This is a genomic window from Nocardia sp. CA-135953 (genome assembly GCF_050955735.1).
In the GTDB taxonomy this organism is placed as follows: Bacteria; Actinomycetota; Actinomycetes; order Mycobacteriales; family Mycobacteriaceae; genus Nocardia.
The window spans coordinates 6,697,886-6,723,463 of record NZ_CP192082.1; the positions used below are offsets into that span (position 1 = coordinate 6,697,886).

The 25,578-nt window shown below is 66.5% G+C and carries 24 protein-coding genes; 11 read left to right on the forward strand and 13 right to left on the reverse strand.

Translation table 11 applies throughout. The features are described from left to right. The first annotated feature begins 62 nt into the window (after nt 1–62). A complete protein-coding gene (locus tag ACQPXH_RS30490; RefSeq protein ID WP_433599887.1) occupies nt 63–1,796 on the forward strand; it encodes an MFS transporter in 1,734 nt (577 codons plus the stop codon). After that, nucleotides 1,793–2,302, forward strand: a complete 510-nt coding sequence (locus ACQPXH_RS30495; RefSeq protein ID WP_433599888.1) for a DUF2771 domain-containing protein — start codon at nt 1,793–1,795, stop codon at nt 2,300–2,302. The genes ACQPXH_RS30490 and ACQPXH_RS30495 overlap by 4 nt, the downstream gene beginning before the upstream one ends. A 198-nt stretch (nt 2,303–2,500) precedes the next feature. Here ACQPXH_RS30495 and ACQPXH_RS30500 read toward each other — a convergent pair whose 3' ends face one another. Beyond that, on the reverse strand, nt 2,501–2,926 hold the full coding sequence (locus tag ACQPXH_RS30500) for a cold-shock protein (protein WP_433603626.1): 426 nt from the start codon (nt 2,924–2,926) through the stop codon (nt 2,501–2,503). Nucleotides 2,927–3,128: 202 nt separating this feature from the next. Here ACQPXH_RS30500 and ACQPXH_RS30505 point away from each other — a divergent pair, with 202 nt between their 5' ends. Both ACQPXH_RS30505 and ACQPXH_RS30510 read left to right on the forward strand, forming a co-directional pair. Beyond that, on the forward strand, nt 3,129–3,371 hold the full coding sequence (locus ACQPXH_RS30505) for a hypothetical protein (protein WP_433599889.1): 243 nt from the start codon (nt 3,129–3,131) through the stop codon (nt 3,369–3,371). A 366-nt stretch (nt 3,372–3,737) separates the two neighbouring features. Next, entirely contained in the window at nt 3,738–4,361 is a 624-nt protein-coding gene (locus ACQPXH_RS30510) for a transglycosylase family protein (protein WP_433599890.1), read from the forward strand. Between the two features lie 103 nt (nt 4,362–4,464). Here the strand turns inward: ACQPXH_RS30510 and ACQPXH_RS30515 are convergent, their stop codons facing one another. After that, nucleotides 4,465–4,653, reverse strand: a complete 189-nt coding sequence (locus tag ACQPXH_RS30515; protein ID WP_063044417.1) for a hypothetical protein — start codon at nt 4,651–4,653, stop codon at nt 4,465–4,467. Between the two features lie 143 nt (nt 4,654–4,796). Here ACQPXH_RS30515 and ACQPXH_RS30520 point away from each other — a divergent pair, with 143 nt between their 5' ends. Beyond that, nucleotides 4,797–7,196 (forward strand): helicase-associated domain-containing protein, encoded by a 2,400-nt coding sequence (locus ACQPXH_RS30520; RefSeq protein WP_433599891.1) that lies wholly within the window; start codon nt 4,797–4,799, stop codon nt 7,194–7,196. Here the strand turns inward: ACQPXH_RS30520 and ACQPXH_RS30525 are convergent, their stop codons facing one another. After that, the gene (locus ACQPXH_RS30525; RefSeq protein ID WP_433599892.1) at nt 7,197–7,709 is read right to left on the reverse strand and encodes an LppU/SCO3897 family protein; all 513 of its coding nucleotides are present in this window, start codon (nt 7,707–7,709) and stop codon (nt 7,197–7,199) included. It lies immediately after the preceding gene. A 319-nt stretch (nt 7,710–8,028) separates the two neighbouring features. On the opposite strand from ACQPXH_RS30525, the gene ACQPXH_RS30530 reads away from it, so the two are divergent. Beyond that, nucleotides 8,029–8,844: a hypothetical protein gene (locus ACQPXH_RS30530; RefSeq protein ID WP_433599893.1), complete on the forward strand. Its 816-nt coding sequence runs from the start codon at nt 8,029–8,031 to the stop codon at nt 8,842–8,844. Between the two features lie 3 nt (nt 8,845–8,847). Here the strand turns inward: ACQPXH_RS30530 and ACQPXH_RS30535 are convergent, their stop codons facing one another. From ACQPXH_RS30535 to ACQPXH_RS30550, 4 genes are all read right to left on the reverse strand, one after another. Next, a complete protein-coding gene (locus ACQPXH_RS30535) occupies nt 8,848–10,239 on the reverse strand; it encodes a M1 family metallopeptidase (protein ID WP_433599894.1) in 1,392 nt (463 codons plus the stop codon). 49 nt (nt 10,240–10,288) lie between these two features. Beyond that, the gene (locus tag ACQPXH_RS30540) at nt 10,289–10,924 is read right to left on the reverse strand and encodes a LysE family translocator (RefSeq protein ID WP_433599895.1); all 636 of its coding nucleotides are present in this window, start codon (nt 10,922–10,924) and stop codon (nt 10,289–10,291) included. Nucleotides 10,925–10,963: 39 nt separating this feature from the next. After that, on the reverse strand, nt 10,964–11,632 hold the full coding sequence (locus ACQPXH_RS30545) for a DUF3239 domain-containing protein (protein ID WP_433599896.1): 669 nt from the start codon (nt 11,630–11,632) through the stop codon (nt 10,964–10,966). 236 nt (nt 11,633–11,868) lie between these two features. Then, entirely contained in the window at nt 11,869–13,527 is a 1,659-nt protein-coding gene (locus tag ACQPXH_RS30550; RefSeq protein ID WP_433599897.1) for a DNA repair helicase XPB, read from the reverse strand. 319 nt (nt 13,528–13,846) lie between these two features. On the opposite strand from ACQPXH_RS30550, the gene ACQPXH_RS30555 reads away from it, so the two are divergent. Together ACQPXH_RS30555 and ACQPXH_RS30560 are read left to right on the forward strand one after the other, a co-directional pair. After that, nucleotides 13,847–14,515 carry a LysE family translocator gene (locus tag ACQPXH_RS30555; protein WP_433599898.1) on the forward strand — a complete coding sequence of 223 codons (669 nt, stop codon included), beginning with the start codon at nt 13,847–13,849 and terminating at the stop codon, nt 14,513–14,515. A gap of 10 nt (nt 14,516–14,525) precedes the next feature. Continuing rightward, nucleotides 14,526–15,176 (forward strand): trimeric intracellular cation channel family protein, encoded by a 651-nt coding sequence (locus tag ACQPXH_RS30560; protein WP_433599899.1) that lies wholly within the window; start codon nt 14,526–14,528, stop codon nt 15,174–15,176. Here the strand turns inward: ACQPXH_RS30560 and ACQPXH_RS30565 are convergent. Further along, nucleotides 15,173–16,351 (reverse strand): pyridoxal phosphate-dependent aminotransferase, encoded by a 1,179-nt coding sequence (locus ACQPXH_RS30565; protein WP_433599900.1) that lies wholly within the window; start codon nt 16,349–16,351, stop codon nt 15,173–15,175. The genes ACQPXH_RS30560 and ACQPXH_RS30565 overlap by 4 nt on opposite strands. A gap of 176 nt (nt 16,352–16,527) precedes the next feature. Between ACQPXH_RS30565 and ACQPXH_RS30570 the strand changes: the two genes are divergently transcribed. Further along, nucleotides 16,528–16,731, forward strand: a complete 204-nt coding sequence (locus ACQPXH_RS30570) for a hypothetical protein (RefSeq protein WP_433599901.1) — start codon at nt 16,528–16,530, stop codon at nt 16,729–16,731. A gap of 48 nt (nt 16,732–16,779) precedes the next feature. Here ACQPXH_RS30570 and ACQPXH_RS30575 read toward each other — a convergent pair whose 3' ends face one another. Further along, a complete protein-coding gene (locus tag ACQPXH_RS30575; protein WP_433599902.1) occupies nt 16,780–17,700 on the reverse strand; it encodes a sigma-70 family RNA polymerase sigma factor in 921 nt (306 codons plus the stop codon). Nucleotides 17,701–17,761: 61 nt separating this feature from the next. Between ACQPXH_RS30575 and ACQPXH_RS30580 the strand changes: the two genes are divergently transcribed. Then, complete coding sequence (locus ACQPXH_RS30580; protein ID WP_433599903.1) at nt 17,762–18,331, forward strand: GNAT family N-acetyltransferase; 570 nt, start codon at nt 17,762–17,764, stop codon at nt 18,329–18,331. A gap of 43 nt (nt 18,332–18,374) precedes the next feature. Continuing rightward, the gene (locus ACQPXH_RS30585; protein WP_433599904.1) at nt 18,375–18,926 is read left to right on the forward strand and encodes a class I SAM-dependent methyltransferase; all 552 of its coding nucleotides are present in this window, start codon (nt 18,375–18,377) and stop codon (nt 18,924–18,926) included. A 39-nt stretch (nt 18,927–18,965) separates the two neighbouring features. Here ACQPXH_RS30585 and ACQPXH_RS30590 read toward each other — a convergent pair whose 3' ends face one another. From ACQPXH_RS30590 to ACQPXH_RS30605, 4 genes are all read right to left on the reverse strand, one after another. After that, complete coding sequence (locus ACQPXH_RS30590; protein WP_433599905.1) at nt 18,966–20,108, reverse strand: 3-deoxy-7-phosphoheptulonate synthase; 1,143 nt, start codon at nt 20,106–20,108, stop codon at nt 18,966–18,968. A gap of 220 nt (nt 20,109–20,328) precedes the next feature. Beyond that, a complete protein-coding gene (locus ACQPXH_RS30595) occupies nt 20,329–20,799 on the reverse strand; it encodes a carboxymuconolactone decarboxylase family protein (protein WP_433599906.1) in 471 nt (156 codons plus the stop codon). 213 nt (nt 20,800–21,012) lie between these two features. Continuing rightward, complete coding sequence (locus ACQPXH_RS30600) at nt 21,013–21,891, reverse strand: oxidoreductase (protein ID WP_433599907.1); 879 nt, start codon at nt 21,889–21,891, stop codon at nt 21,013–21,015. A gap of 50 nt (nt 21,892–21,941) precedes the next feature. Further along, entirely contained in the window at nt 21,942–25,409 is a 3,468-nt protein-coding gene (locus ACQPXH_RS30605; protein ID WP_433599908.1) for an amino acid adenylation domain-containing protein, read from the reverse strand. Nucleotides 25,410–25,578: the final 169 nt, after the last annotated feature.

Sequence of the window (25,578 nt, forward strand, 5' to 3'; positions counted from 1 at the left end):
TTTCCGGACGGCTTGGAGCGGCAATTGAACCCAAGTCGCCGATGTACGACAGAATTGAGGTTGTGACTACTCCCCGCGATCCCTCCGGTTCCGACCGTGGTCCGTGGGATGGCGAGGAGTCCCCACCGATCCAGCGTCACCCCGGTTACGACCGCTACCCGCCACCCCACACCCCGCCCCGCCGGTCCTCGCTACCGCCACTCTCGCCCGAACCGCCGCAACGCCGCGAACCCCCGCCGACCAAGCCGCTGCCCGGTGAATCCGCGAAACCGGAAGACCCGCCGCAGCCCGAAATCCCGGCCGAGCCCCAGCGCGTTCCGCGCAAGCTGACCGTCACCCGGGTCGCCGCCATGCGCGGCCGTGAACTCACCTCCCGCGGCGTCGCCACCTTCCAGCGCGCCGCCAAGGCCGACGGCGCCGACAAATCCGGCCTCACCGCGCTGACCTACGCCACCATGGCGAACTTCGCCTTGGACGCCGCGATCGCGGTGGCTTTGGCCAACACACTGTTCTTCGCCAGCGCGACTGCGGAGAGCAAAACCAAAGTCGCCCTGTACCTATTGATCACCATCGCCCCGTTCGCGGTGATCGCCCCGCTCATCGGACCGATGCTGGACCGACTACAGCGCGGCCGCCGCCTCGCACTCGCCACCTCCTTCGCCCTGCGCGTGGTGGTCGCGGTGGTGCTGATCATCGCCTTCGACAGCTGGGCGCTGTATCCGCTCGCCCTGTGCATGATGATCGGCAGTAAATCGTTCTCGGTGCTCAAGAGCGCGGTGACGCCGCGTGTGCTGCCACCCGAAATCGACTTGGTGCGCACCAACTCTCGGCTCACCGTGTTCGGTCTGGTCGGCGGCACCATCGGCGCGGGCGCGGTCGCCGCACTCGCCGCCGCGATCGCCGGTTCCAATGGCGCACTTGTGCTGGCCGCCGCGATCGCGATCGCGGGAACTTTCCTGAGCCTGCGCATCCCACGTTGGGTCGAGGTCACCGAGGGTGAGGTCCCGGCGACCCTCAGCTATCACGCGAAAACCGAAGTGTTCAGTCCGGCAACCGAAGCCACGGTTCCGCCGCGCAAGCGCAGGCAGCCGCTGGGCCGCGCGGTCGTGACCGGACTGTGGGGCAATGGCGCCATTCGCATCTTGACCGGCTTCCTGACGTTCTATGTCGCCTTCGTCGCCAAGGCGACCGAACACGGCGGCTGGCAGCAGGCTGCCATGCTCGGCGTGGTCGGCGTTGCCGCGGCGATCGGGAATTTCGCCGGCAATGCGACCGGCGCCCGGATCGAACTCGGCAAGCCGTCACTGATCGTGTTGGGCTGCACCTCGGCCTGCTGCGCGGTCGCCCTGCTCGCGGTCTTCCTCGACAATCTGCTCGGCGCCGCATTGGCCACCCTGGTCGCGGCGGGTGCGAGCGCACTGGCGAAGGTATCGCTGGACGCGTCCATCCAGGACGATCTGCCGCCGGAATCGATCGCGTCCGGCTTCGGCCGGTCCGAGACCGTACTGCAGCTCAGCTGGGTTCTCGGCGGCGCGGCGGGCGTGCTGATGCCGACCACCTACTGGCAGGGTTTCGCGTTCATCTCCGCGGTCCTGCTGTTCGGGCTGCTGCAGACCTTCATCAGCGACCGCGGCCACTCCCTGCTGCCCGGCCTCGGCGGCCACCGCCCCGAACATGCCGAGCAGGCGGTCGCGACAACCCGACACGCCGACGCCGACCGAGCCGCACAACGCGGCAAGGAGCGCGATGGCGACACTAAGCACATGCAACGAGGCACAGGAGACCCGATCTGGTGAACAAGCTCAGTACCCGCACCGTCGTCGCGCTATGCGTGGCGGCCCTACTGGTGTTCACCGCCGCGTTCGTCGGCGTGTTGACGGTGTTCGTCCGCAACGCGGACCACCCCGACCCGACCGTCACCGCATACGCGCACGGCAAGACCGTCACGGTGTCCCCATTCCTGTACTGCACAGTGAAAATGGAGAACTGCAAGTACGGCGAAACCGTAACCCTCGACGTCCCCGCCGGATACCCGCTGCAGCTGTCACTGCCGAAGAAGATCGCCGACGCGCCCTGGCTGGCGCAGCTGGTCTACGCCATGCCGAGCGGCGAGAAGGTGGACCGAGTGGTGAGCCGCAACGACTATCCCGAGGGCGCACTCGCCGTCACCATCGATTCGAAGCCGGAGCCCGAATTGCGGCTCGTCGGTATCGAATTGCAGCTGCCGATCCTCGCGCGCGACGAGACCGGCCGCGAGTTCTACGTCCCGCACGCGGCCTGGTCGATCAGCACCTCGTCGTAGCGACTGCTTGCAGGTCGCTCGAAAGGGTTCGTAGCGACTGCTTGCAGGTCGCTCGAAAGGGTCGGCAGCGACTGCTTGCAGGTCGCTCGAAAAGGTCCGTAGCGACTGCTTGCAGGTCGCTCGAAAAGGTCGGCCCTGAAACGATTCGCGCGCTGCCCGGTAGGCCGGGCAGCGCGCGTAATTCGTTATCCGCGAACGTCAGTGATCGAGTTCGCGCGCGACCGCCCGCACCACTTCCGAAATGCGCTGAGCGGTCTTGCGATCCGGGTACCTGCCCTTGCGCAGATCCGGCTGCACCTTGGCCTCGAGCAGGGTGATCATGTCCTCGACCATCCCGTGCAGCTCGTCCGGCGTGTGCTTGCGCGCGGCCGGTTCCTTGTGCGCACTGCGATCGCGCTCCTGGCCCTGACGGACCGAGGGCGGCGATTCGAGTACCTTCAGACTCAGCGCTTGCGGGCCACGGCGACCGGCGGCCATGCCGAATTCGACCCGCTGGCCGGGCTTGAGCCCATCGACGCCGTCGGGCAGCGCGGACGAACGGACATAGACATCCTCACCCTCGTCCTGGGAAAGGAAGCCGAAGCCCTTTTCGACGTCGTACCACTTCACCCTGCCGGTCGGCACTGCACTCACCCGTTCGTCATCGAAACTCGGGCCCCACTGGCCCGAGCGCATCCGTCTGCCCAGGTGCTCGTCCGGCATAATCGCCGCGGACAGCTCCTGTCAGTTTGCGAAAAGAACGCGCCCCACAGCTGTGCAGGACGCGATTGACACAGAGTCTACCCCGGTGCGAATAACGCAAGCACATCAGTTTTACGGTCGAGCAGTGACGAACCCATCCGCGCCACCGCCGCCGAGCCGCTCACCGCGCCGCGCGGGCGACCGGTTGCTGTACGTGGCACTCGGTCTGTTCGCGATCGGCTTGCTTGCGATCGTCGCCATATTTCTGACGCCGGTCCTCAGCGATTCCGACCCGGGCCTGTGGCTGTATTTGCTGGCGATGTCGGCGCCGCTCGGCTTCCTCTGCGCGATCGTTTTCGCACTGTGGTCCGGCCGGCGATCGCGGTAAACCGGTTACCCCTGCTAATCGTTACCGAATCGCCAGTGTGATCCTCGTCACATAACGGCGCGATAACGGAGCGGTAGTGGCCCGTGACCGGCCCGCCCGCACCATGCCTCAGCTGCGCGGAAGCTTCTCCCCCGCAACCGATACCGGTCCGAGATCCGCGCGGACCCGCCGGTTACCAAATAGTGATTTTTCGCGCCGATCGTCGTACCGTCTTACCCAGCCGGGACAACCGGCAACCACCGGCCCGCCGCATCAAGCCTCACCCCGCGGGTACCGGACCCCAACGGAAGCAGGGGTGGGGGCGGGACGGACGACCTCTCAGTCCGGACCACGTGCAGATGCGTACGAGAGGCAGAAGAACCCGATATGAGTGGACGCCATCGCAAGCCAACCTCCACCGGGCGCACCGTAGCCAAGGTCGCCGTCACCGGCGCGATCATCGGCACCGCAGGTGTGGCTCTCGCTGGAAACGCCAGCGCGGCACCCGACCAGGATTGGGATCGCCTCGCGCAGTGCGAGGCCGGAGGCAACTGGGGCATCAACACCGGCAACGGTTTCCAGGGCGGACTGCAGTTCTCCCCCTCCACCTGGAATGCTCACGGCGGCGGCGAATACGCCGCGACCGCCAACCAGGCCACCCGCGAACAGCAGATCGCGGTCGCCGAGAAGGTCCTCGCCAGCCAGGGCTGGGGCGCTTGGCCCTCCTGCTCGTCCTCGCTCGGCCTGAGCAGCAGATCCACCCCGCGCACCGCCCCCTCCTCCACCGAGACCCCGCGCTGGAACCCGGCCCCCGCCGCTCCCGAGCAGGCCGCCGCCGACCCCAGCCAGCAGGTGTTCGACGCGATCGACCGCGCCGTCGCCGTCGTGCAGGGCCAGGGTGTGCAGATCCCGCAGGAAGCCCTCGATTTCTTCAATGCCGCCAAGGGCACTCAGCTCGACCCGGCGGTCGTGAGCTTCTACGAGGCGAACAAGGGCATGCTGCCCTCCTGAGTCGGCACAGCGCAGACCATACGAAGAAGGTCCCCGCATCACTGATGCGGGGACCTTCTTCGTATCCGCGGGTTTTCCGTCCGGGTATCGAGCGATGTGCCGCTCAGCGGTTGATCACCGTATTCGGGTGCATGTATGGCAGCTGATCGGCCGGGAGCGGAAACTCGGTGTCCTCACCGAACGGCGAGAGCCCACCGGAACGAGTCGACGACAGTTCGGTGACCGCATGGCCACCGTCCTCCACCGAGGGCCAGCCATGGTCGACATAGGGTTTCTTCGATTTGTTCACCACGACCACATTGTGGCATGCGAGCGACCCGCCAGCACTCTGCCCTCCGCTGCTGCCGACGCCCGGCCACGGATAAAGCGACATCAACTAGGCTGACAAAATCGACAATATTCGGACTGCTACGCAACGACTGATCTCGAGAGCACATGGGTAACTCGTCGGGGACGCCCAATGCCGGACCGGGCACACCACCGTCGGCCCGCGACGGCAGTCACGCGACACTCACAACCGGCAAAAGGTCCGGGGAGGCGGGGAAGCCTGCGACCGAATCCCTGGCCGGGTGGCTCGCTGCCCGCAGCAATGCGCAGCTGGTGGCCCTGCTCGAACTCCGGCCCGATCTGGCCGTGCCACTGCCTTCCTCCATGGCGGTGCTCGCGGCCCGCGCCGAGCAGCGCGCTTCGGTGCTGCGTGCCACCGACGACCTGGACACACTCGAGTTCGCGATCGTGGAAACCCTTGCGGTGCATCGGGCAACGGGTTCGGGCGCAACGCCGATGAGTCGCAAGGCATTGCGCGTGCAGTTGAAAGATCGGGTCAAGGTCGCGGCGATCGATGCCGCGCTGGCCCGCCTATCCGATCGCGCACTGGTCTGGAACGTCGGTGACGAGCTACATCTGATCCCGGCCACCGCCGAGGCGCTGCCGTGGCCGATCGGCAGCACAACCGAAATTCCGGATGCGCTGACCGAGCCCGAGGTGTCAGCGGCCCTCGCGGCCGTCTCCCCCGCCGAACGTGCGCTGCTGGACAAGCTGGCCACCACGGGCCCGCGCGGACGCACCAGGGACGCGGCTCCGGGCACACCGGCCGACCGCCCGATCCAGCAACTGCTCGGTCGCCGACTACTGCACTGGATCGACGAGGAGACCGTCGAGCTCCCGGTCACCGTCGGCCAGGTGCTGCGCCGGGAGCCGGTGACCCACCCGCACGCGCTGAAACCGCCGGAGCCGACACCGACGAAGCACAGCCCCGCCGAAGTGAATGCGGTCGCGGCGGGCGAAGTGGGCGAGCTGCTGCGGCACTGTGCCGACATTCTGGAGGCGCTCGGCCAGGCGCCCGCGCCCGCATTGCGCGCGGGTGGTCTCGGAGTGCGGGAGTTGCGCCGCATCGCCAAACAGACCGGTATCGATGAACCGCGCGCCGGACTGCTCGTCGAACTGCTCGCCGCCGCCAAACTCATCGAGAAGGGTATGCCGGACCCGCCACCGGAATTCGACTCCACCGACGACTTCTGGGCACCGACACCGGCCGCCGACGGCTGGCGCGACGCACCGCCCGCGCGTCGCTGGGTGGCGCTGGCACAGGCCTGGCTGGACCTGGACCGCACCCCGTGGATGATCGGCATGCGCGACGCCAATGACAAACCGCTGGCGGCATTGGCGATCGAACTGCGCACCCCGCACGCGCCGCGCGACCGTCGCACCATGCTGAATCTGCTCGCCGAATATTCGACCGGCACCGCACTGGTCCCCACCGATATCAGCCGACTGCTGGCCTGGCGGCAACCGCGGTGGCGCAGGCACTTTCGCGCCGAAGCGGTCGAGCACACGTTGGGCGACGCCGCGACGCTCGGTTTCATCGGACGCGGCGCGCTCGCCTCACCTGCGCGAGCCTTGCTGCACGACTCGCCGACCAGCGCGTCCGATGCCGAGGCCGAGATGGAATCGGCGCTGCCCGAGCCCATCGATCATGTGCTGGTGCAGGCGGATCTGACCGTCATCGCGCCCGGTCCGCTGACGCCGGAGTTACAGGGCCGGGTGGCACTCGTGGCCGATATCGAATCCGCGGGTGCGGCAACGGTTTACCGGATCAGTGACACATCGGTGCGACGTGCGCTCGATGCCGGGATGACCGCAGCCGAGCTGCATACGCTGTTCACCACGCATTCCCGGACACCGATCCCGCAGTCGCTGACCTATCTGATCGATGACGTCGCGCGCAGGCACGGCCAGTTGCGGGCCGGTATGGCGCAGTCGTTCATACGCAGTGACGATCCGGCACTGCTCGCTCAGGTGCTGAGTTCGCCGGTGGCGAGCGAACTCGCGCTGCGGGCCATCGCCCCCACCGTCGCAATCGCCCAGGCTCCGCTCGGCGAATTGCTCGAGCGATTACGCGCGGCCGGATTCGCCCCGGCCGGTGAGGATTCCGCCGGCACCATTGTCGATCTGCGCCCGCGCGGCGCCCGGATCGCGGTGCGTCCGCATGCCAGGCAGCCGTATCGCCCGACGCCGCCGAGCACCGAACAGCTGACACTGCTCGTCGCGGAGCTGCGTGCGGGTGATCGGGCCGCCAGCGCCCGCAACGGCCAGGCGGTGCGCCCCGACGGCACCAGAACGAGTACCGCCGCAACCCTGGCGCTGCTGCAATTGGCGGCGCGGGTGCGGCGGTCGGTCAATATCGGTTATGTCGACGCCCAGGGCGTCGCGTCCCAGCGCGTGGTCGAACCTTTGAAGGTCGGCAACGGCCAGCTCGACGCACTCGACCCGGTGACCGGCGCGATCCGGCATTTCACCTTGCACCGGATCGCGTCGGTCGCACTACTCGAGTAATCAGCCCTTGGCTGCGCCGAGGCAGAAGGTGACCTTCGGGTCCGGGACGGTCACGAAGCTGGTCGCGTCGGCGCCACACTGCAATTCGTCGGCCTGACCGTCGATGCGCTGCATCACCTTGAAGGTGGCTTCGGAAGAGGAGCAGTCCACGTACTTGTACGGGTTCGTGCCGACGTCGGCGTAGCAGCTGCCCTGCTTGAAGTTCGGCGCGAGGCACATGTAGGCCTGGCCGCCACTGACCAGATCCTCGGTGTAAGTGGTGTATTCGGCCGCGCATTCGATCTTCTTGTCCGCGGTCTGGAATACCTTGTAAACCGCCTTCGGCGACGAGCAGTCGACCGGCTCGGATTTGGTGGCCGATGACGAACTGTCGGTGACATTGATGCAATCACCGACCTTCGCCTTGGCGGTGTCGGACTTGCTTGCATTGTCGAGCGCCGAACAACCGGTCACCACGGCCACCAATGCGCCCACCGCCAGGAGGGCGAGCACAATGCGTGCCAGCAGCCTCATTCCTGGGAACTTCAACGTGAAACCCTCTCTCACCGAACGTGTTCACGACAGATGTGAACGCGGTGAGGATACCGTCACGGTGGCCCGAACCGCATCAGCAGTTCGGACAACCGACCAACAGGAGGCGCGGCTCAGTACTGCCCGTAGAGTCCGGTCAGGCCCATCAGCGCGAGATTGACGAATTTCGGGATCAGGTTGACCAGGACCATGATTACTGAACTGTTCACTATCAATGCCTTCCGCATGACGAACACATGGACGTTTGTCCAGTATGTGCACTCTGTCGCTTCCGGAGACCCGGTCGTTACGCTTGGCAAGTATGAGGCTCGAAGAGGTCGCCGTCGACTTGTACGGATTAGACCCTGGTGAGTTCATCGCCGCCAGGGCGGCACGCGTCGCCGAGGCCAAGGATGCGGGCGATAAGGCGCTCGCGACCGCCGTCGGCAAACTGCGTAAACCGACGGTGGTCGCCTGGACGGTGAACCTGCTGGCCCGTGCCGTACCCGATGATGTCGATGCGCTACTGCAACTGGGGACCGCGCTTCGCACGGCGCAACGGGAATTGTCCGGCGATCAGTTGCGCACACTTACCACGCAGCGGCAGCAAGTAGTCAATGCCCTTGCCAAGCGGGCGGGCGCCCTGGCCGCAGATCGCGGGCACCCGGTCACCGAGGGGGTGCTGCGTGAAGTGGGACAGACGCTTACAGCGGCGCTGGCCGATGACACGGTCGCCGAGCAGGTGCGCAGCGGGACAGTGGTGACGTCCGCGAGTTATGCGGGTTTCGGACCGGGCGGTGCCGCACTCACCTCGGTGAGCGGAACGGGCACAAAGAAATCCACCGAACCCGTCGCAGCAGACAATGCCGGGCAGGAACTCGATGACGCACTCGAAGCCCTCGAAACCGCCCGTGCAGCAATGGATTCAGCGCAGGCCGCGGCTGCAGAGACGGCAAACCGATTGACCGAGAGCGAATCCCGCATAGACGCACTGCGCGAAGAGCTTGCGCACGCCGAACAGCAGAAGCAATTCGCCCGCACCGCCGATCGCGGTGCACAGGACCAACTACGCGCGGCCCGGAAACAACTCGATCGGGCAGAGCGCTGGGTGGAAAAAGCCCGCCAACGCGTCGACTGAACGTCAGCCGCGTAGTGCGCCAGGAAAGAGGTACTCGTCCGGGGGCATTGTGGTGCGGTTCAGCCAGGCGTCGAAGAAGCTGGTCAGATCGGTCGGGGATTTCGACTGCATGAAGGTGCGGAATTCGGGCATCGAAGCATTGCCGTAAGCGTGCGCGGCGTTGAATTCCCGGACAGCCGTGAAGAACACCTCGTCACCGAGTTGTTTGCGCAGGGCATGCAGGAACAGCGGGCCGCGATAGTAGACGGACGTGAATTCATTTCCGACGCCCGGATTTTCCAGCGGAATATCCCAGAATTTCGGGACGGCACGGTTTTTGCGAATGGTCTCGCGGTAGGCCGCGTCGACGTCCTTGCCCTCCATCCGCTCCGGCCACAAATAGTCGGCGGTGTAGCTGGCGAAGCATTCGTTCAGGCAGATATCCGACCATTGCCGCACCGAAACCGAATCGCCCCACCATTGGTGCGCGATTTCGTGCACCGCGGTCGGCAGATCGGTCCACGGTGCGTAGATCGGACGGGTCTGGGTCTCCAGCGAGAACTCCAGATCCGCGTCGACGTAGATGCCACCCCCGGTATCGAACGGATAGGGGCCGTAGAGCGCCTCTTCGAAATCGATGATTTCGGGCAGACGCTGCTCGGTTTCCCGATTGCCCTCCGCATTCTGGGCAAAGGCGCTGATCAGCGGGGTTCCGTTGGCGCGGCGCTGTTCGAGGTAGCTGTAATGATCGATCGCGACCGTGGTCAGGTAGCCGAGCACCGGTTTATGCGACGCCCAGGTGACGTTGCGCCGCGCACCGGCGACCGCGTTCTCGGTCCGCACACCGTTGGAAACCACCTCCCATTCCGCGGGAACCGACGCGTGCAGGGTGAAGGTGGCCTTGTCCAACGGGGTGTCGTTGAGCGGATACCAGGTGGTGGCCGAATGCGGTTCGCCCGCCGCGAAGGCGCCGCCGCTGGGCGCGTAGGTCCAGCCCTCGCCTTCGGTGTTCCTGGCCTGCCCGGCGTAGTCGACGGTCACCGTGAAGGGCAGGCCGGGCAACAGCGGCAGCAGTGGGGTGACGGTCAGTTCGTGATCGCCGTTGCGGTCGAAGGCTGCGGGCAGGTTGTTCACCGAGACCATGCGCACGTCCGGGCCGTTGAAGTCCAGATTGAACATCCGCAGGGCCTGGGTCGCGGTGGCCTCGATCGTGGTCGTGCCGGTGAGCTGATGGCTCGGCGGGTCGTAGTCGATGGTGACCTCGTAGTGGCCGACGTCGTAGCCGCCATTGCCGTCCAGTGGGTAGTACGGATCGTCCAGACCCGGCGCGCCGACGAGCGGATCGGCATTCGCCGGAACCGGGGCGGCGACCAGTGCGCCTATCACGGCCGCACACAACCAGCCGGACCACCTCATACCACCACCCCTTTCATGGCCCACCTGACCTCGGTGGATGGTAGTCGCTTCAGTCGGCACTACCGCTGAGTGCCACCGACGCGCCGAGGCCGAAGATCATCGCACCGCCCGCACCGCCGACCGCCTCCAGTCGTTGCGGCGAGCGTGCGAACCAGGTGCGTGCGGATGCGGCGAGCAGGCCCCAAGCGCTGTCGGAGATCAATGCGATCGCCAGGAAGATGGAGCCGAGGATCAGGAATTGCAACTGCAGCGAACCCGCCGACGGTTCGGCGAAATGCGGCAATACCGCCGAGAAGAAGACGATCGCCTTGGGGTTGGTAAGGCCGACGAAGACGCTCTGCCGAAAGACCTTGGCATCGGCGGGGTCGATCCGCTCGTTCAGCGCCGCCCGCAGCGCCTTGCGCTCGCGGATCGCCTGGATGCCGAGGTACATCAGATAGAGCGCACCGGCGAACTTGACCACAGTGAGCGCGAGCGCCGAGGCCGCGAGCAGAGTGCCAAGGCCCACCGAGACCAGCAGTAGCGCGATGAAAACGCCCACGGAATGACCGAATACCGAGACCAGGGCGGCGCGGCGGCCGAGTGCGAGAGCCCGGCCGATGGTGAAGAGCACACCCGGTCCGGGGATGACGATGATGACAATCGATGCGGCGATGAAAGCCAGCAGGTTGGACGCCGGAACCATTTACCGAGTCTATTCGGCGGCGCAAGGGAATTCGGCTGATCAAGACCCCAGGTCACCGGGGAGCTGGTGCGGGTCGAGCAGCAACCGTTTCGCAGAGGTGCGCCGCACCTTGTCGGCGAGTTCCAGATTATCGGTGAGCAATCGCCATTCGACCTCGCTGATGGCCGCCCGCGCCCGATCGATGACGGTGCCGTCACGGGTGCCCCAGGCGATCGGCATGGCGCTGACCGACTGCCAGCGCTCGCCGACCTGACGCGGCGCCCGATCGGTGCGCACCGCGACCGACGGCACCCGCTCACCCGCGCGCTTCTCGTGCCCCGGCAGATCCCTGACGTTCCTGATCACCAGGGCATAGCGCGGGTCGTGGGTCTCCGGTTTCGAGACATCGACCAGGGCGAGCAGCACCACCCCGCCCGGATGCGTTTCGGACACGACCGCGGGCACCAGCTCACCGTCGGCATAGAGCTTGTCGATGCTGGAGCGGTGCGGCGTCCAGAACGCCACCCACAGCGCGACGACCGCGCCGAGTGCGAATGCGATCGCCAGCAGATAGGCCCACGGATGGTTGAGCCAGATCAGGAAAGCGGTGCCGAGTCCCAGCAGGACCGCGGCACCGATCGCCGCCGCTCGTTGTCGGCGCAAACCTGCGACGACTTCATTGACCGCGCGGGCGTGCTTGCGGTCAACTATGAAATCGAAGCGTCGCACGTCACCATTCCTACAGCGTGTCGTACAGGTCGTCCAACACAACCCTTCACGGGTGTTCCCGCACCGTTGCCGATGCGGGTTCCTGTTTCACCGAGTCCGGTTTCGCCGTCCAACAGTGGTCGGCCAGAGCCAAACACTCCACAGGCTCTGATAACCCGGCCCTCCGCTTGGAGGTCCGGGGTGTCATCGCGGACACGGGCGCTACTCTACCGAAGGGCAACGACAGGCTCCTCCGCTTATCCGATGGCCGGTCCCAGCAAGTCGTCGGCATCCGTAATGCGATACGCATAACCCTGTTCGGCGAGGAATCGCTGCCGGTGCGCGGCATATTCGGCGTCCAGGGTGTCACGCGCGACGACCGAATAGAAGTGGGCTTGGCCACCATCGTGTTTCGGCCGCAATAGTCGACCGAGCCGTTGCGCTTCTTCCTGGCGCGAACCGAATGTTCCCGAAACCTGCACCGCGACAGAGGCTTCGGGCAAATCGATGGAAAAGTTCGCGACCTTGCTCACCACCAGCACCGGAATCTCGCCGCGCCGGAAGGCATCGAAAAGTTCTTCGCGCTCTTTGGTTTTCGTCGAACCTTGAATTACCGGCGCATCGAGATCCGCGCCGAGCTCGTCGAGTTGATCAAGATACGCGCCGATCACCAAGGTCTGCGCATCCTTGTGCTGAGCCAGAATCGATTCCACCACAGGGATTTTGGTGCGCGCGGTCGAACAGAGCTTGTAGCGCTCTTCGGGCTCGGCGGTGGCGTAGGCCATCCGCTCGGCATCGGTGAGGGTCACCCGGACCTCGATGCATTCGGCGGGGGCGATCCAGCCCTGCGCCTCGATGTCCTTCCACGGCGCGTCGTAGCGCTTGGGTCCGATCAGCGAGAACACATCGCCCTCGCGGCCGTCCTCACGCACCAGGGTCGCGGTGAGACCGAGCCTGCGCCGCGATTGCAGATCGGCGGTCATCCGGAAGACCGGTGCGGGCAGCAGGTGCACCTCGTCGTAGATGACCAGGCCCCAATCGCGGCTGTCGAAGAGTTCGAGGTGCTTGTATTCGCCCTTGGTGCGGCGGGTGATCACCTGATACGTGGCGATGGTGACCGGACGGATCTCCTTGCGCTCGCCGGAGTATTCGCCGATTTCGTCCTCGGTCAACGAGGTCCGGGCCAGCAGCTCACGCCGCCACTGCCGTCCGGCCACCGTATTGGTGACCAGGATCAGCGTCGTGGCCTGTGCCTTGGCCATCGCGGCGGCGCCGACCATCGTCTTGCCGGCACCACACGGCAGCACCACGACACCCGAACCACCGGCCCAGAACGAATCGGCCGCCATCTCCTGGTAATCGCGCAGATGCCACTTCCCGCCGGTGTAATCCAGTTCGATCGGATGCGCCTCGCCGTCGACGTAGCCGGCCAGATCCTCGGCCGGCCAGCCGATCTTCAGCAGCATCTGTTTGATCCGGCCGCGCTCGGACGGATGCACGACGACGGTGTCCTCATCGACGCGGGCGCCGAGCATCGGTGCGATCTTCTTGTGCCGCAGCACCTCCTCGAGCACCGCGCGATCCAGACTGACCAGCGTCAAGCCGTGCGCCGGATTCTTCACCAGCTGCAACCGGCCGTACCTGGCCATGGTGTCCACGATGTCGACCAGCAGCGGCTGCGGCACCGCATACCGCGAGTAGCTGACCAGGGCATCCACCACCTGCTCGGCATCATGACCCGCCGCCCGCGCATTCCATAGCGCCAGTGGCGTCACCCGATAGGTGTGCACATGCTCGGGCGCCCGCTCCAATTCCGCGAACGGCGCAATGGCCTGCCGTGCCACCCCGGCCAACTCGTGGTCGACCTCCAAAAGCAGCGTCTTGTCACTCTGAACGATCAGCGGACCGTCGGTCACAGTCTCTCCTCGTATGCGGCGCGTCCGGCACTGTCGGATCGCTCGTGCGACTCCGGTCCATTGTTCCCGACGCCACCGACAACCCATCGGATGCGGCATCGATCCTGCTCCCGACGGGCGTAGCGTGCGTTGGCTTCGCACATACAGCGTGCGAGCAGCCTGTTTTGTTCCGGGACGATGCACCGACCGCCGATTCTCGTCCGGATACCGCGGGATCCCGCTGGATCGAGACACGACTGGCGATGATGTCACCTGGGCGGTCCAGCGGTGTCCGACTGGACCGAGACATCGACAGGGAGTGCGGGTGAGGATCGGGGTCATGATCGAGACTGCTGCGTTGTTCGGTGTGGCGGCGGCCGCGTTGGGAATGGTGCTCACACCGGGACCGAACATGATGTATCTGGTATCGCGCAGTGTTTCGCAGGGGCGGCGGGCCGGATTGGTGTCGCTCGGGGGTGTCGCGGCCGGATTCGGGGTCTACTTGGCGGCGGCCACAGCGGGGATCACCGCCGTGTTCGCGGTCGTGCCCGGCCTGTATCTGGCGGTGAAACTGGCGGGTGCGGGATACCTGTTGTGGCTGGCCTGGCAGGCGGTGCGGCCCGGCGGGACCTCGGTATTCGCACCCGCCGAGCTACCGCCTGATCCGACGCGGCGACTGTTCACCATGGGATTGGTCACCAATCTGCTGAATCCGAAAATCGCGATCATGTACATGGCCTTGATCCCGCAGTTCGTAGCGCCCGAGCACGGCCGGGTGTGGTTGCAGAGTCTGTGCCTCGGGTCGGTGCAGATCGCGGTGGCATTGACGGTGAACGGGCTGATCGTGCTCGGCGCGGGCGGGATCGCCGCCTTCCTGACCGGTCGGCCGCTGTGGCTGCGGATCCAGCGCTATTTCATGGGCACGATGCTCGGCGGGATCGCGGTACTGGTCGCGACCGACCGTGCGCGGCCCATGCCTGCCCGACGCCGTGAGCCGCTGAATATGTGATCGTGTGCGCGTGGCGCATTTCGATTCCGCGGTGAATACCGCGCAGCACGTCGGGGAGTTGTTCGGCGTCTTCGCCTTCGCGACCTCGGGGGCGTTGCTCGCGGTGCGGCGCGGATTCGACGTATTCGGGATCGTGGTGCTGGCCTGCAGCACGGCGCTCGGTGGCGGTGTCATTCGGGATCTGGTGATCGGCCGGACGCCACCCGCGTCGTTCGTCGATCTCAGTTATCTGTGGACCGCGCTGCTCGCGGCCGCGGTCATCTTCTTCTGGCATCCGTCGCCGCGCGTGACCGGCGGTCCGCTCGGCGTGGCCGATGCCTTCGGGCTCGGGCTGTTCTGTGTGACCGGCACGGTGATCGCCTACCACCATGGTCTCGGCGCCCCCTCGGCCACACTGCTCGGATTGGTCACCGCGATCGGCGGCGGAGTGATCCGCGATCTGCTCGGCGGGCAGACGCCGAGTGTGCTGATACCCGAGCAGATCTATGCGGTACCAGCACTTTTCGGTGCCACGGCGACCGCGACCCTACTGCATTTCAATGCCTACAACCCGATTACCGGCGCCTGCGCCGCGCTCGGCGCCATCGTATTTCGCCTGCTCGCGATGCGGTACGACTGGCACGCACCGCAGGCGCGACGGCGTCCACAGGACCGGGCCTAGCCGACTCGAACACCCGCGCGAAGTCGGCGCACGCCCTCGTCGAGGGTTTCGTCGCGTTTGCAGAAGGTGAAGCGCACCAGGTGATTCCACGCATCGACGTGGTCGGCGAAGGCGAGCAGCGGCACGGCCGCGACCCCCAGCCGAGCGGGCAGTTCCCGGCAAAACGCCAAGCCGTCGGTTGTGCCGAGCGGCGTGATATCCGCGCAGATGAAGTAGCCGCCCGCACTCTCCTTCACCCCGAAGCCGGTGTCCTTCAGCGCGGCGGCGAGCCGGAGTCGCTTGTCCGACAGCGTGTCCCGCAGGGCGGCGACCCAGTCGAGTTCATTGTTCAGCGCGTGCGCGACGGCCGGTTGGAACGGCCCACCCGCCACGAAGGTCAGGAACTGTTTGGCCGCGAGAACACCGTCGATGAGTTCGGCGGGACCGAGCGCCCAGCCGGTTTTCCAACCGGTGACGCTGAATGTCTTTGCCGCACTGGACACCACGACGGTGCGCTCGGCCATACCGGGCAGGGTCGCGAGGCTGATGTGCTCGTTGCCGTCGTAGACGAGGTGTTCGTAGACCTCGTCGGTGAGCACCAATAGGTCGTGCTCGCAGGCGATTTCGGCGATCGCGGTCAGATCGGCGCGGTCGAGCACGGTGCCGGTCGGATTGTGCGGCGAATTGACGATCAGCATCCTGGTCGCGGGGGTAATGGCGGCGTGCAGGCTGTCCAGGTCGAGTACGAAGCGGTCACCGTCGGCAACGAGATGGGCGGTGCGCCGTCGCGCTCCGGCCAGCGCGATTGCGGCCGCATAGGAGTCGTAGTAGGGCTCGATCAGCACGACCTCTCGACCGGGCTCGACCAGACCGAGCACAGCGGCACTGATCGCCTCCGTCGCACCGACGGTGACCAGGACCTGTGTGTCCGGGTCGTACCGGGTGCCGTAGCGGCGGGCCCGGTCGGCGGCGATGGCGCGCCGCAGGATCGGCATACCGCGGCCGGGCGGGTACTGGTTCAGCCCATCGGCAATGGCCTGACGCGCGACCTCGAGCATGCCCGCGGGTCCGTCGGTATCCGGAAAGCCCTGCCCCAGGTTGATCGCCTCGTGCCGGACGGCTGATTCGGTCATCTCCGCGAAGATCGTGGAGGCGAAGGGGCGCAGGCGGGCGACGGTCGCGGGTTGCGAGGACATATCCGGAGAGTAGCCCAGCGATCACCATTGTTGCCAACAGATAGCGAAAGGCTATATTTCACTTTTGGATTGACCTCTCTACCTGCATGGTTGTGCGGTATCCCAACGGCGGCTAGCCTCGCCATGTTCTACCTCACAAACCGCCGACCTGCGGCGGTGGCTCGAAAGGGGCGCTTATGGCCTCGTATCTGGACCTGGTACTGCAGCCGGCCGCGTCGGAGGTCGCCGGAACGGTACTGGGTTTCCTTCGAAATATCGCACACGACCTGATCGCCGGCTTCGGCTCGTCCACCGGCGATTGGTTCAACGGCTCCTCGACCGGCAGTAACGGCACCGGATCGTCGACCGGGGACTGGTTCCTCGGCTCGTCCACGCCGTAACCGATGGCGGTGTCAGGCCTGGCGATGGGGGCCCGGCCTGGCACCGCCTCACCCCAGGCGGACGTGGGACAGTTTCTCCGGATTCGCGAGATCGTAGGTACCCCAGATCAATCCGTCGCGAACCGCGAATCCGATCACCCGGGGCGGACCCTCGAGCCGACCGTAACCCGGGCCGACCCGATACACCACCAGACCCAATTGACCGTTGACCGTGGCGAATTCGAATTCCAGTGTCGGCTCCGATGAGCCGTCCATACCGTACTTGCGCATCAGCCCGAGGAGGAAGCGGGCGACCTTGTCCGCACCGGCGATGACATTGATCGCGGTGGACGTGGTGCCGTTCGCATCGCCGATTATTACCGAATCCGGGTGCAGCGCAGCGGTTATCGCGGCGATATCACCGGCGGACAGCGCGGCGATGAAATTGCGCACCGCGGCCGCGTGCTCGACATCCGAGACGGGCGGCGGGGCCTGTGCGACGGACTTCCTGGCCCGCACGGCCAGCTGGCGCGCCGCCTCCACCGAAATGCCGAGGATCTCGCCGATCTCGTCGAACGGCACCGAAAGCCCGTCGTGCAGAACGAATGCCACGCGCTGCGGCGGTGTCAGACTCTCCAACACCACCAGGGCGGCCAGGCTGCATTCCTGTTTGCGGACCACCGCCTCGAGCGGATCCGGCATGGTCGATGGCGTGGTACCGGTCACGACCGGCTCCGGAAGCCACTGCCCGACATAGGTTTCCCGGCGCACGGCGGCACTGCGCAGGCGGTCCAGGCAGATTCGGCTGACCACGGTGGTCAGCCAGCCCCGCAGATCCTCGATCTCGGATTGATGCGCACCGGCCAGCCGTAGCCAACTCTCCTGCACGGCGTCCTCGGCGTCGCCCGCACTGCCCGTCAGCCGGTAGGCGACCGAGAGCAGATGCGCCCGATGCGATTCGAACAAGTCGGCGAGAAGAGCGGCAACCATCAGGCTGATTCTACGTTCCGCGCCGATGGGCCCGACGAGCCGGTCGTGACACGATGATCATATGGAGGATCATCCGCTATCCGACACAACCATCTTTTTGTCGCGGCCGACCGAGGCCGATATCGACGATATCGTCGCATGCTGCCAGGAGCCCAGCATTGCCGAGTGGGTGACAATTCCGGTTCCGTATCACCGGAAGAATGCCGAATCCTTCCTCGACGATATGGTCGCGCCCGGCTGGGCCACCCGCAGTCCGATCTGGGCACTGCGGACACGCGCCGACGGTCCGGTCGTCGGCATGATCGATCTCCATGCGCGCGACGAATCGGCATCGGAAATCGGCTTCTGGCTGGTCTCCGCGGAACGCGGACGCGGGCTGATGTCGCGCGCGGTCGCCCTGGTGTGCGAATTCGGTTTCCAGCCAACAGGATTGGCGCTGAGCCGGATCAACTGGCGCGCCTTCGTCGGCAATCACGCCTCGGCCGCGGTGGTCCGTCGCAATGGTTTTCACTATGAGGGGATGGCGCGGCTCGGCACCATGCAGCGCGGCAGCCGCCGCGACACCTGGCTGGCCGGACGGCTGGCGACGGACCCGCCGGGCCCGGTCTCGGATTGGCCGCCCGGGATCTGACCGAACCGCCGACAGGGGCGCGCAACAGTCGTACATTGCCCATATGGCGATCGATGCCCGATTCGAGTGGATCGCCGAGACCATGCACCTGCGGCCCGACGACCGGATCCTGGAAATCGGTCCCGGCTCCAGCGACTCGATCGCGTACCTGGCCGCACAGCTGGACGGCGGTCGCGTCGTCGGTGTGGACCGTTCCCCGACGGCCATCGCCCGCGCGACGAAGCGTCACGCCGCACTGATCGAATGCGGCAAGGTCCACCTGCTGCACGCCGGACTGGAACAGCTCGACCGAGCCCGGGTACTCGCCGAAATCGGACCGGCTCGCGGCTTCGACAAGGTTGTCGCCGTCAACGTGAATCTGTTCTGGACCAAGCGGCCCACCGCCGAACTCGCGCTGATCCGGCAGGTCCTCGCACCCGACGGCACGCTGTATCTGTTCTACGGATACGGACAACCGGACGGACCCACCGGCACCGGTCCGAAACCCGCTCCCGGACATCTCATCGATTATCTGGCCACCGCGGGCTTCGACGGCGCCACCGTCTGCTCCGGCGATATCCTCGGCGTCGTCGCGAAACCGCGGCGAAATCCGTAGCCGCGCCCCGGCTTTCACCGGGGCGACAGGCTCGGAGTATCAGCGCTCGCGGCGCCGCTGCACCGCGTCGGCGAGGCGATCGAGCTGGGCGGCCGTGGTCTCCCAATCGATGCAGGCGTCGGTGATGGACTGCCCGTAGGTCAGTGCGTCGGCGTGCCCGAGGGTCAGATCCTGGCGGCCCGCGACGAGGAAACTCTCCAGCATCACGCCGACCACCTCCGGCTCGCCCGCGGCCAACCGGCTCGCGATATCGGTGACCACATCGACCTGCTTGTTGTGATCCTTATTGCTGTTGCCATGGCTGGCGTCCACCACGATCCGCTCCGGTAGCGATGCCTTCTCCAACCGGATGCAGGCCTCGCGGACCGAGGCGGCGTCGTAGTTCGGGCCGGTGCTGCCGCCGCGCAGGATCACATGGCAGTCCGGATTGCCGGTGGTGCGGATCAGCGCCGAGCGGCCGTCCAAGTCGGTGCCTGGGAAAACGTGACTGGCAGCGGCGGCCCGCACGCCGTCGACGGCCACCTGCACATCGCCATCGGTGCCGTTCTTGATGCCGACCGGCATGGACAGTGCGCTGCTGAGCTGGCGGTGCACCTGGCTGGCCGCGGTGCGCGCGCCGATGGCGCCGTAGGAGACCAGGTCCGCGATGTACTGCGGGGTGATCGGGTCGAGGAATTCACATGCCACCGGCAGGCCGAGGGCGGTGATATCGACCAGCAGCTTGCGGCCGATGCCCAGTCCGGTGTTCACGTCGAAGGAACCGTCCAGGTGCGGATCGTTGATCAGCCCCTTCCAGCCAAGGGTGGTGCGCGGCTTCTCGAAGTACACCCGCATCACGACGTGTAGCCGATCGTCTGATTCGGCCGCCTTGGCGGCCAGGCGGCGGGCGTAGTCCAGCGCGGCGGCCGGATCGTGGACCGAACACGGCCCGACGATCACCATCAGGCGATCGTCGGTACCGTTCAGCACGTCGACGGTGGCTTTGCGACCGGCTCGGACCACGTCGGCCAGCGCATCGGTGATTCGGTGTACCTGGCGGACCTCGGCCGGTGAGCGCAACGGGCTCACGCTGAGAGTGCGTTGGTCGTCCAGATCGAACAGCATCGCGGAGCGATTCGATGCGGGGTGGCGGTCGGGCGACGGGTGGGCGTGCCGCGCGTCGACGTCGGCTGCGGTAGTCATCGTTTGTGGGTTCCTTTACTTCAAGGCCGACCCACGGACGTGAAACCCGTCGAGCCGGTCCATCCTCCGGCTCGGGGTGAAATGAGGTCAGCGCAAATGGTTGCCGCAGACCGACCCACCCAGGGCCGGCTTGCTAAACCAGAAATAGACGCGCTGCACGACGGTGACTGTACCAGGGACTATCCCGAGGTAACCACACGGCCAACTTTCGTGCCGAAGATCACCCCAGCTGACCGGGAACGTAACCACCGGCCGGGGTGCGGACGATCACATTCATCCGGTTCCACGCGTTGATCGTCGCGATGGCCGCGATGAGCGCCGCGGTCTGATCGTCGTCGTAGTGCTTGCGCACCTGCTCCCAGGTCTCGTCGCTGACGCCGCGACCGTCACCGATGCGGGTGGCCTCTTCGGTGAGGGCGAGGGCGGCGCGCTCGGCCTCGGTGAAGACGGTGGCCTCGTGCCACGCGGCGACGAGGTTGATTCGCACGGCGGTCTCACCCGCGTGCGCGGCATCCTTGGTGTGCATATCGACGCACATGCCGCAGCCGTTGATCTGACTTGCGCGGATCTTGACCAGCTCGTAGGTGGCGGCGGGCAGGGAGGACCCGTCGACGACCTTGCCCGCGGTGACGAGCCGCTTGACGTAGCTACCGGCGACGGGGTTGGCGTAGAGGTTGAAGCGCTGTTCCATGATCTGTGCCTTCCATTCGGTTGGGGTTTCACAGAGAGGACGACGCGGCCCACCACAGTGTGACATCCACGAATGTGATGTGGATCACGAGTGCCGCGCATCGCCGTCGTGGTCCGGATCAGTACTGGCTCGCAGTGATTTCCTTCATCGCGCCCAAAACGACCGGCACAACCGCCGCGCTCCCTGAATTGTCCTGTGCCGCAGAGGGTTCCGCTACTTGCCGAATGTGTAGGTGACGCCGGTCAGCTTCTCCGACAGCTCCCACAGGCCGCGCGCGACCTGCTCGTCCTTGGATGCCGCGGTGGAACCGGACAGCCCGGGATAGCCACGCAGGCCACCCCATCCGTCCGGGCCGTAGAACGCGCCCGACTCGACCTGCTCGGTCGCCGCGAAGATCTCCGACAGCGCACCCATTTCGGCGCTCTGCGCCAGCAGTCGGTTGCCCAGCGCCATGACCCTGTCCTGAATGGATTCGGTATGCGACTGCAGTTCCGTTGCGGCATAACCGGGATGCGCGGCCACCGAAATCTTCGACGAACCCGCCGCGGTCAGCCTGCGCTGCAACTCGTAGGCGAACATCAGGTTGGCCAACTTCGCCTGACCGTAAGCGGACCAGCGCTGGTACTTGCGGCGCTCCCAGTTCAGGTCGTCCAGATCGATCTTGCCGGCCCGATGCGCACCGCTGGAGACCGTGACCACCCGGTCCGAGATCTTTTCCAGCAGTAGCCCGGTCAGCGCGAAGTGACCGAGATGGTTTGTGCCGATCTGCATTTCGAAGCCGTCGGCGGTCCGCCGCAGCGGCACCGCCATCACACCCGCGTTATTGATCAGTACGTCGGATCGGTCCACCGCATCGGCGAACGCACGCACCGAGGCCAGATCCGCGAGATCGAGTTCGCGCACCTCGGCCCGCGCACCGATCTCCCGTGCCACTTTCTCGCCCTTGGCCAGATTCCGACAGGCCAGGACCACCTGCGCACCCGCCCCGGCCAGCGCACGCACCGTCGCCGCCCCCAGCCCGCTGTTCGCGCCGGTGACGATGATCGTGCGGCCACTCTGATCGGGAATGTTCGAGGTATCCCAATGGCTCATGACCGGAAGTCTAGTGCGCGCGGCGACCGTTCTCAGGCGATGCGCACAGGTCACGCCTGGGCCAGGATCTCCTCGTCGGTCATGGCCACCACCTCCAGGTACACCTTGGCCACGGCGTCCAGTCGATCGGGCGTGCCACGACCGGTCTCCCGTTCGACCAGCCGCCCGGCCAACCCGGCCACCGTCCGGCCGACGAGCAGATCGGCGATCAGCGCGTGGTCGACCTCGAGCCATTCGCGGATCCTGGCGACGGCCGTGGTGGCCAGCACCGAGTCACCGCCCGCGCCGAAGAAATCGTCGTGCACGCCGATCCGCTCGGTACCGAGCACTTCGGCGACGACGGTGGCCAGCGCGGCCTCCAGCGGCGTGCGCGGGCGCGCGTCGACCGCTTCGGACGCGTCGGGTTCCAGCAGTGCCACCACCGCGCGACGATCGAGCTTGCCGTTATCGGTCAACGGCATCTGCTCGACAATCTCGATACGAGTGGGAATCATGTAGCCGGGCAACAGATCCCGCACTGCGGCGACAATATCCTCGGCGGCGCCGACCTCGCCCGAAACCGCCGCGACCAGCTTCGGCGCGCCCTTGCCGACCACGGCGGCCACCGCGTGCCGCACCCCCGGCGCGGTACGCAGTCCGCTTTCCACCTCGCCCAATTCCACCCGGTAACCGCGGATCTGGACCTGATGGTCGGCGCGACCGAGGAATTCGATGGTGCCGTCGGGCCAGTAGCGCGCCATATCACCGGTGCGGTACCAGCGGAGATCGTCGTGGACGACGAACCGTTGCGCGGTGCGCTCCGGATCATTGCGATAGCCCGCCGCGACATTCGCACCGCCGACCCAGAATTCGCCGGGCACCCAGTCCGGGCAGTCGCGACCCGCCGAATTCACCACGCGGCAGCGCACATTGCGCAGTGGCACGCCGAACGGGACGGTCGCCCAATGCTCGGGCGGGTCGGCGACCTCGCAAATGGTGTTGTGGATGGAGGTTTCGGTGGCACCGCCCAAACCGGAGAACCGGCAGCCCGGCACCTGCCTGCCCAGCCGCCGCGCCAGATCCGCCCCGACCCAGTCACCGCCGAGGGTGACCGCGCGCAGCGAATCGCCCAGGTGGTCACCGCCGATCTCCAGGATCATGTCGAGCATGCTCGGCACACAGTTGAGGATCGAAACCCGGTGGTGGGTCAGCAGTTCGACCCAGCTGGTGGCCTCCTCGCGCTGTGCGGCCGACAGCGCGACCACCGAGCCGCCGACGGCGAACATGCCGAACATGTCGTAGACGGAGGCGTCGAATTCCAGCGCGGACAGCCCGAGCACCCGGTCGGCCGGGCCGACCTCGAACCACTCGTTCACCGCGTCGATGGTGTTCATCGCGCCGCGGTGCGGCACGTCGACCCCCTTCGGCACACCGGTGGAGCCGGAGGTGAACAGCACATAGGCGATCGACTCCGGATCCGGAATCACCGGCTCGGCAAGCGGATTCGGATGGGTACGCGCCGCCGACAGCGGCAAACACGTGATATCCGTGCGACCCAGATCGGCGCCGTCGACGGTGATCGCGGCGACCACGTCACCGGTGCGCAGGATCTCCGCGCGCCGCCCGACCGGCTGATCGAAACCGATGGGCACATAGGCCGCACCCGCCGCGAGCACACCGAGTGCGGCGAGGATCTGGTCCGGCCCCTTCGGCAGCTGCACCGCGACGGTTGCACCGGGCCGCACCCCGATCGCACACAACGCGGCCGCGACCGAAAGCGCTTGTGCGGCAAGCTCGCCGTAGCTCCAGTCGCCGTCCACGCCGTCGTGACGCCACAGCACCGCCGGTGCGTCGGGCGTGCTGCGGGCATGGTCGAAGAAGCCCTGGTGCAGCGCTCGTCCGGAGACCGGACCGTCGGTCGCGTTCACCGCGGCGCGCACCGCGGCCTGGGCGACCGGCAGGTGCACCGCGGCCTCCGCGATCCAGCCCGCTTCGCCCGCGCCCAGCCTGCCGATGGCCTCGGTGTAGCTGGTGAACATGGCGTCGATCATGCCCGCGGGGAACGCGGATTCGCGCACGTCCCAGTTGAGCAGCAGCCCGCCGCGCACCTCGGTGACCTGCGCGTCCAGCAGCACCTGCGGTCCCTGCGAGATGATCCAGACCGGCTCGCCGAAGGTCTCGGTGACCGCGGTGGCGAACAGCTCGCCCAGGTTCAGCGCACTGGTGTAGACGATCGGCGCGAGCACCGGCTCGCCGCGGTGCCTGCCCAGATCGCGCAGCACTTCCAGCCCGGAATACGCGGTGTGCGAGCCACTTTCGTGCATCGCACGCTGTAGTGCTTTCGCCCGTTCGGTGACCGTCACATTCTCGGTGACGTCCACCTCCAACATAATCGAGGAGGTGAAATCGCCGATCACCCGGTCGATATCCGGATGCACCGGTTCCCGGTGGAACAGCGGCACATTCAGCAGGAAGCGGCTCTGCGCCGACCAACCGCCGATCGTCTCGGCGAATACCGCGGCCAATGCCATTGCCGGTGTGATGCCGCGGGCGTGCGCGGCGGCGAGCAGCCGCTCCTTGGCTTCCGGCGCCAACCAGTGGTTGTAGCGGACGGTCCGATGCGGTTCGGCGCGCTCGCCGACCGGAATGGTCGGCAGCTCCGGTGCGCCGGGCAGCTCCGGCAGCCGATCGCGCCACCACTGCTTATCGCGTTCCCTGGCAACGGCATCCACTGTGCGCTCGGTGCGATAGCGACGATAACTGTAGCCCGGCGGCGGCACCGTGCCCCCGTGGTAGAGCTCAGCGAGGTCGGCGACGAGCACGCGGTAGCTCATCGCGTCACCCGCGATCATGTCGACATCGAGATGCAGCCGGGTGCGGCCGTCGGCGAGCAGGCTCAGCGTCACGTCGAGCACCTGGCCCTCCTCGATGGCCAGCCGCTGATGAGTCTTGCTGTCGCGCAACCGCTCCAGCTCGGCTTCGGCCGCCGCAGGAGCGTGCGCGCGCAGATCGACGACCGAGTACACCGGCCGGCCCGGGCCGAGAATGGTCTGCTGGGTGCCGTCGGGAAGGAACCTGGTGCGCAGCATCGGATGCACGGCAACGAGATCCGTCACCGCCCGCGCCAAACGTTCGGGATCGACCTCGGCACCGTCGAATTCGACATACAGGTGTGCCGCGACACCACCGAGATCCTGCTCCTCGGAGCGACCGATCCAGTAGGCGTGCTGCATCGAACCCAACGGGAACGGCGCGAATTCGTCTTCGGGATCAACGTTTTCGACGGGTTCGATCTCCGCAACCGCCGCGGCGGATTCGTCGACGCCGAGCAGCCGCGCCCACTCCGCCACCGACGGCGCCGCAGCCAACTGCGCGAAATTGATCTCCAACCCGCGTTTGCGCCAGCCGCCCGCCAACTTCATGGTGCGAATGGAGTCCAGTCCGAGCTGGATCAGATCATCGCCGTCGGCGATCGTCTCGACCGGTATGTCGAGCTGCTGGGCAATGGCAGCGCGGATTTCCTCCCGGCCGATCGTCATCCCCGCCCCGTCCCCCGGTCGCTGTGCTGGCTCCATCTGGCGCTGTCACTCCTTGGTCGCCGCCGCATCCGGCGGATCGAGACTGCTCGGCGGCAGCCTATCGCATTGAGATAGGGTTGCCTAACCTATGTTATGAGACCCTGATCATGCAGCAGACCTTCCAGTGAGG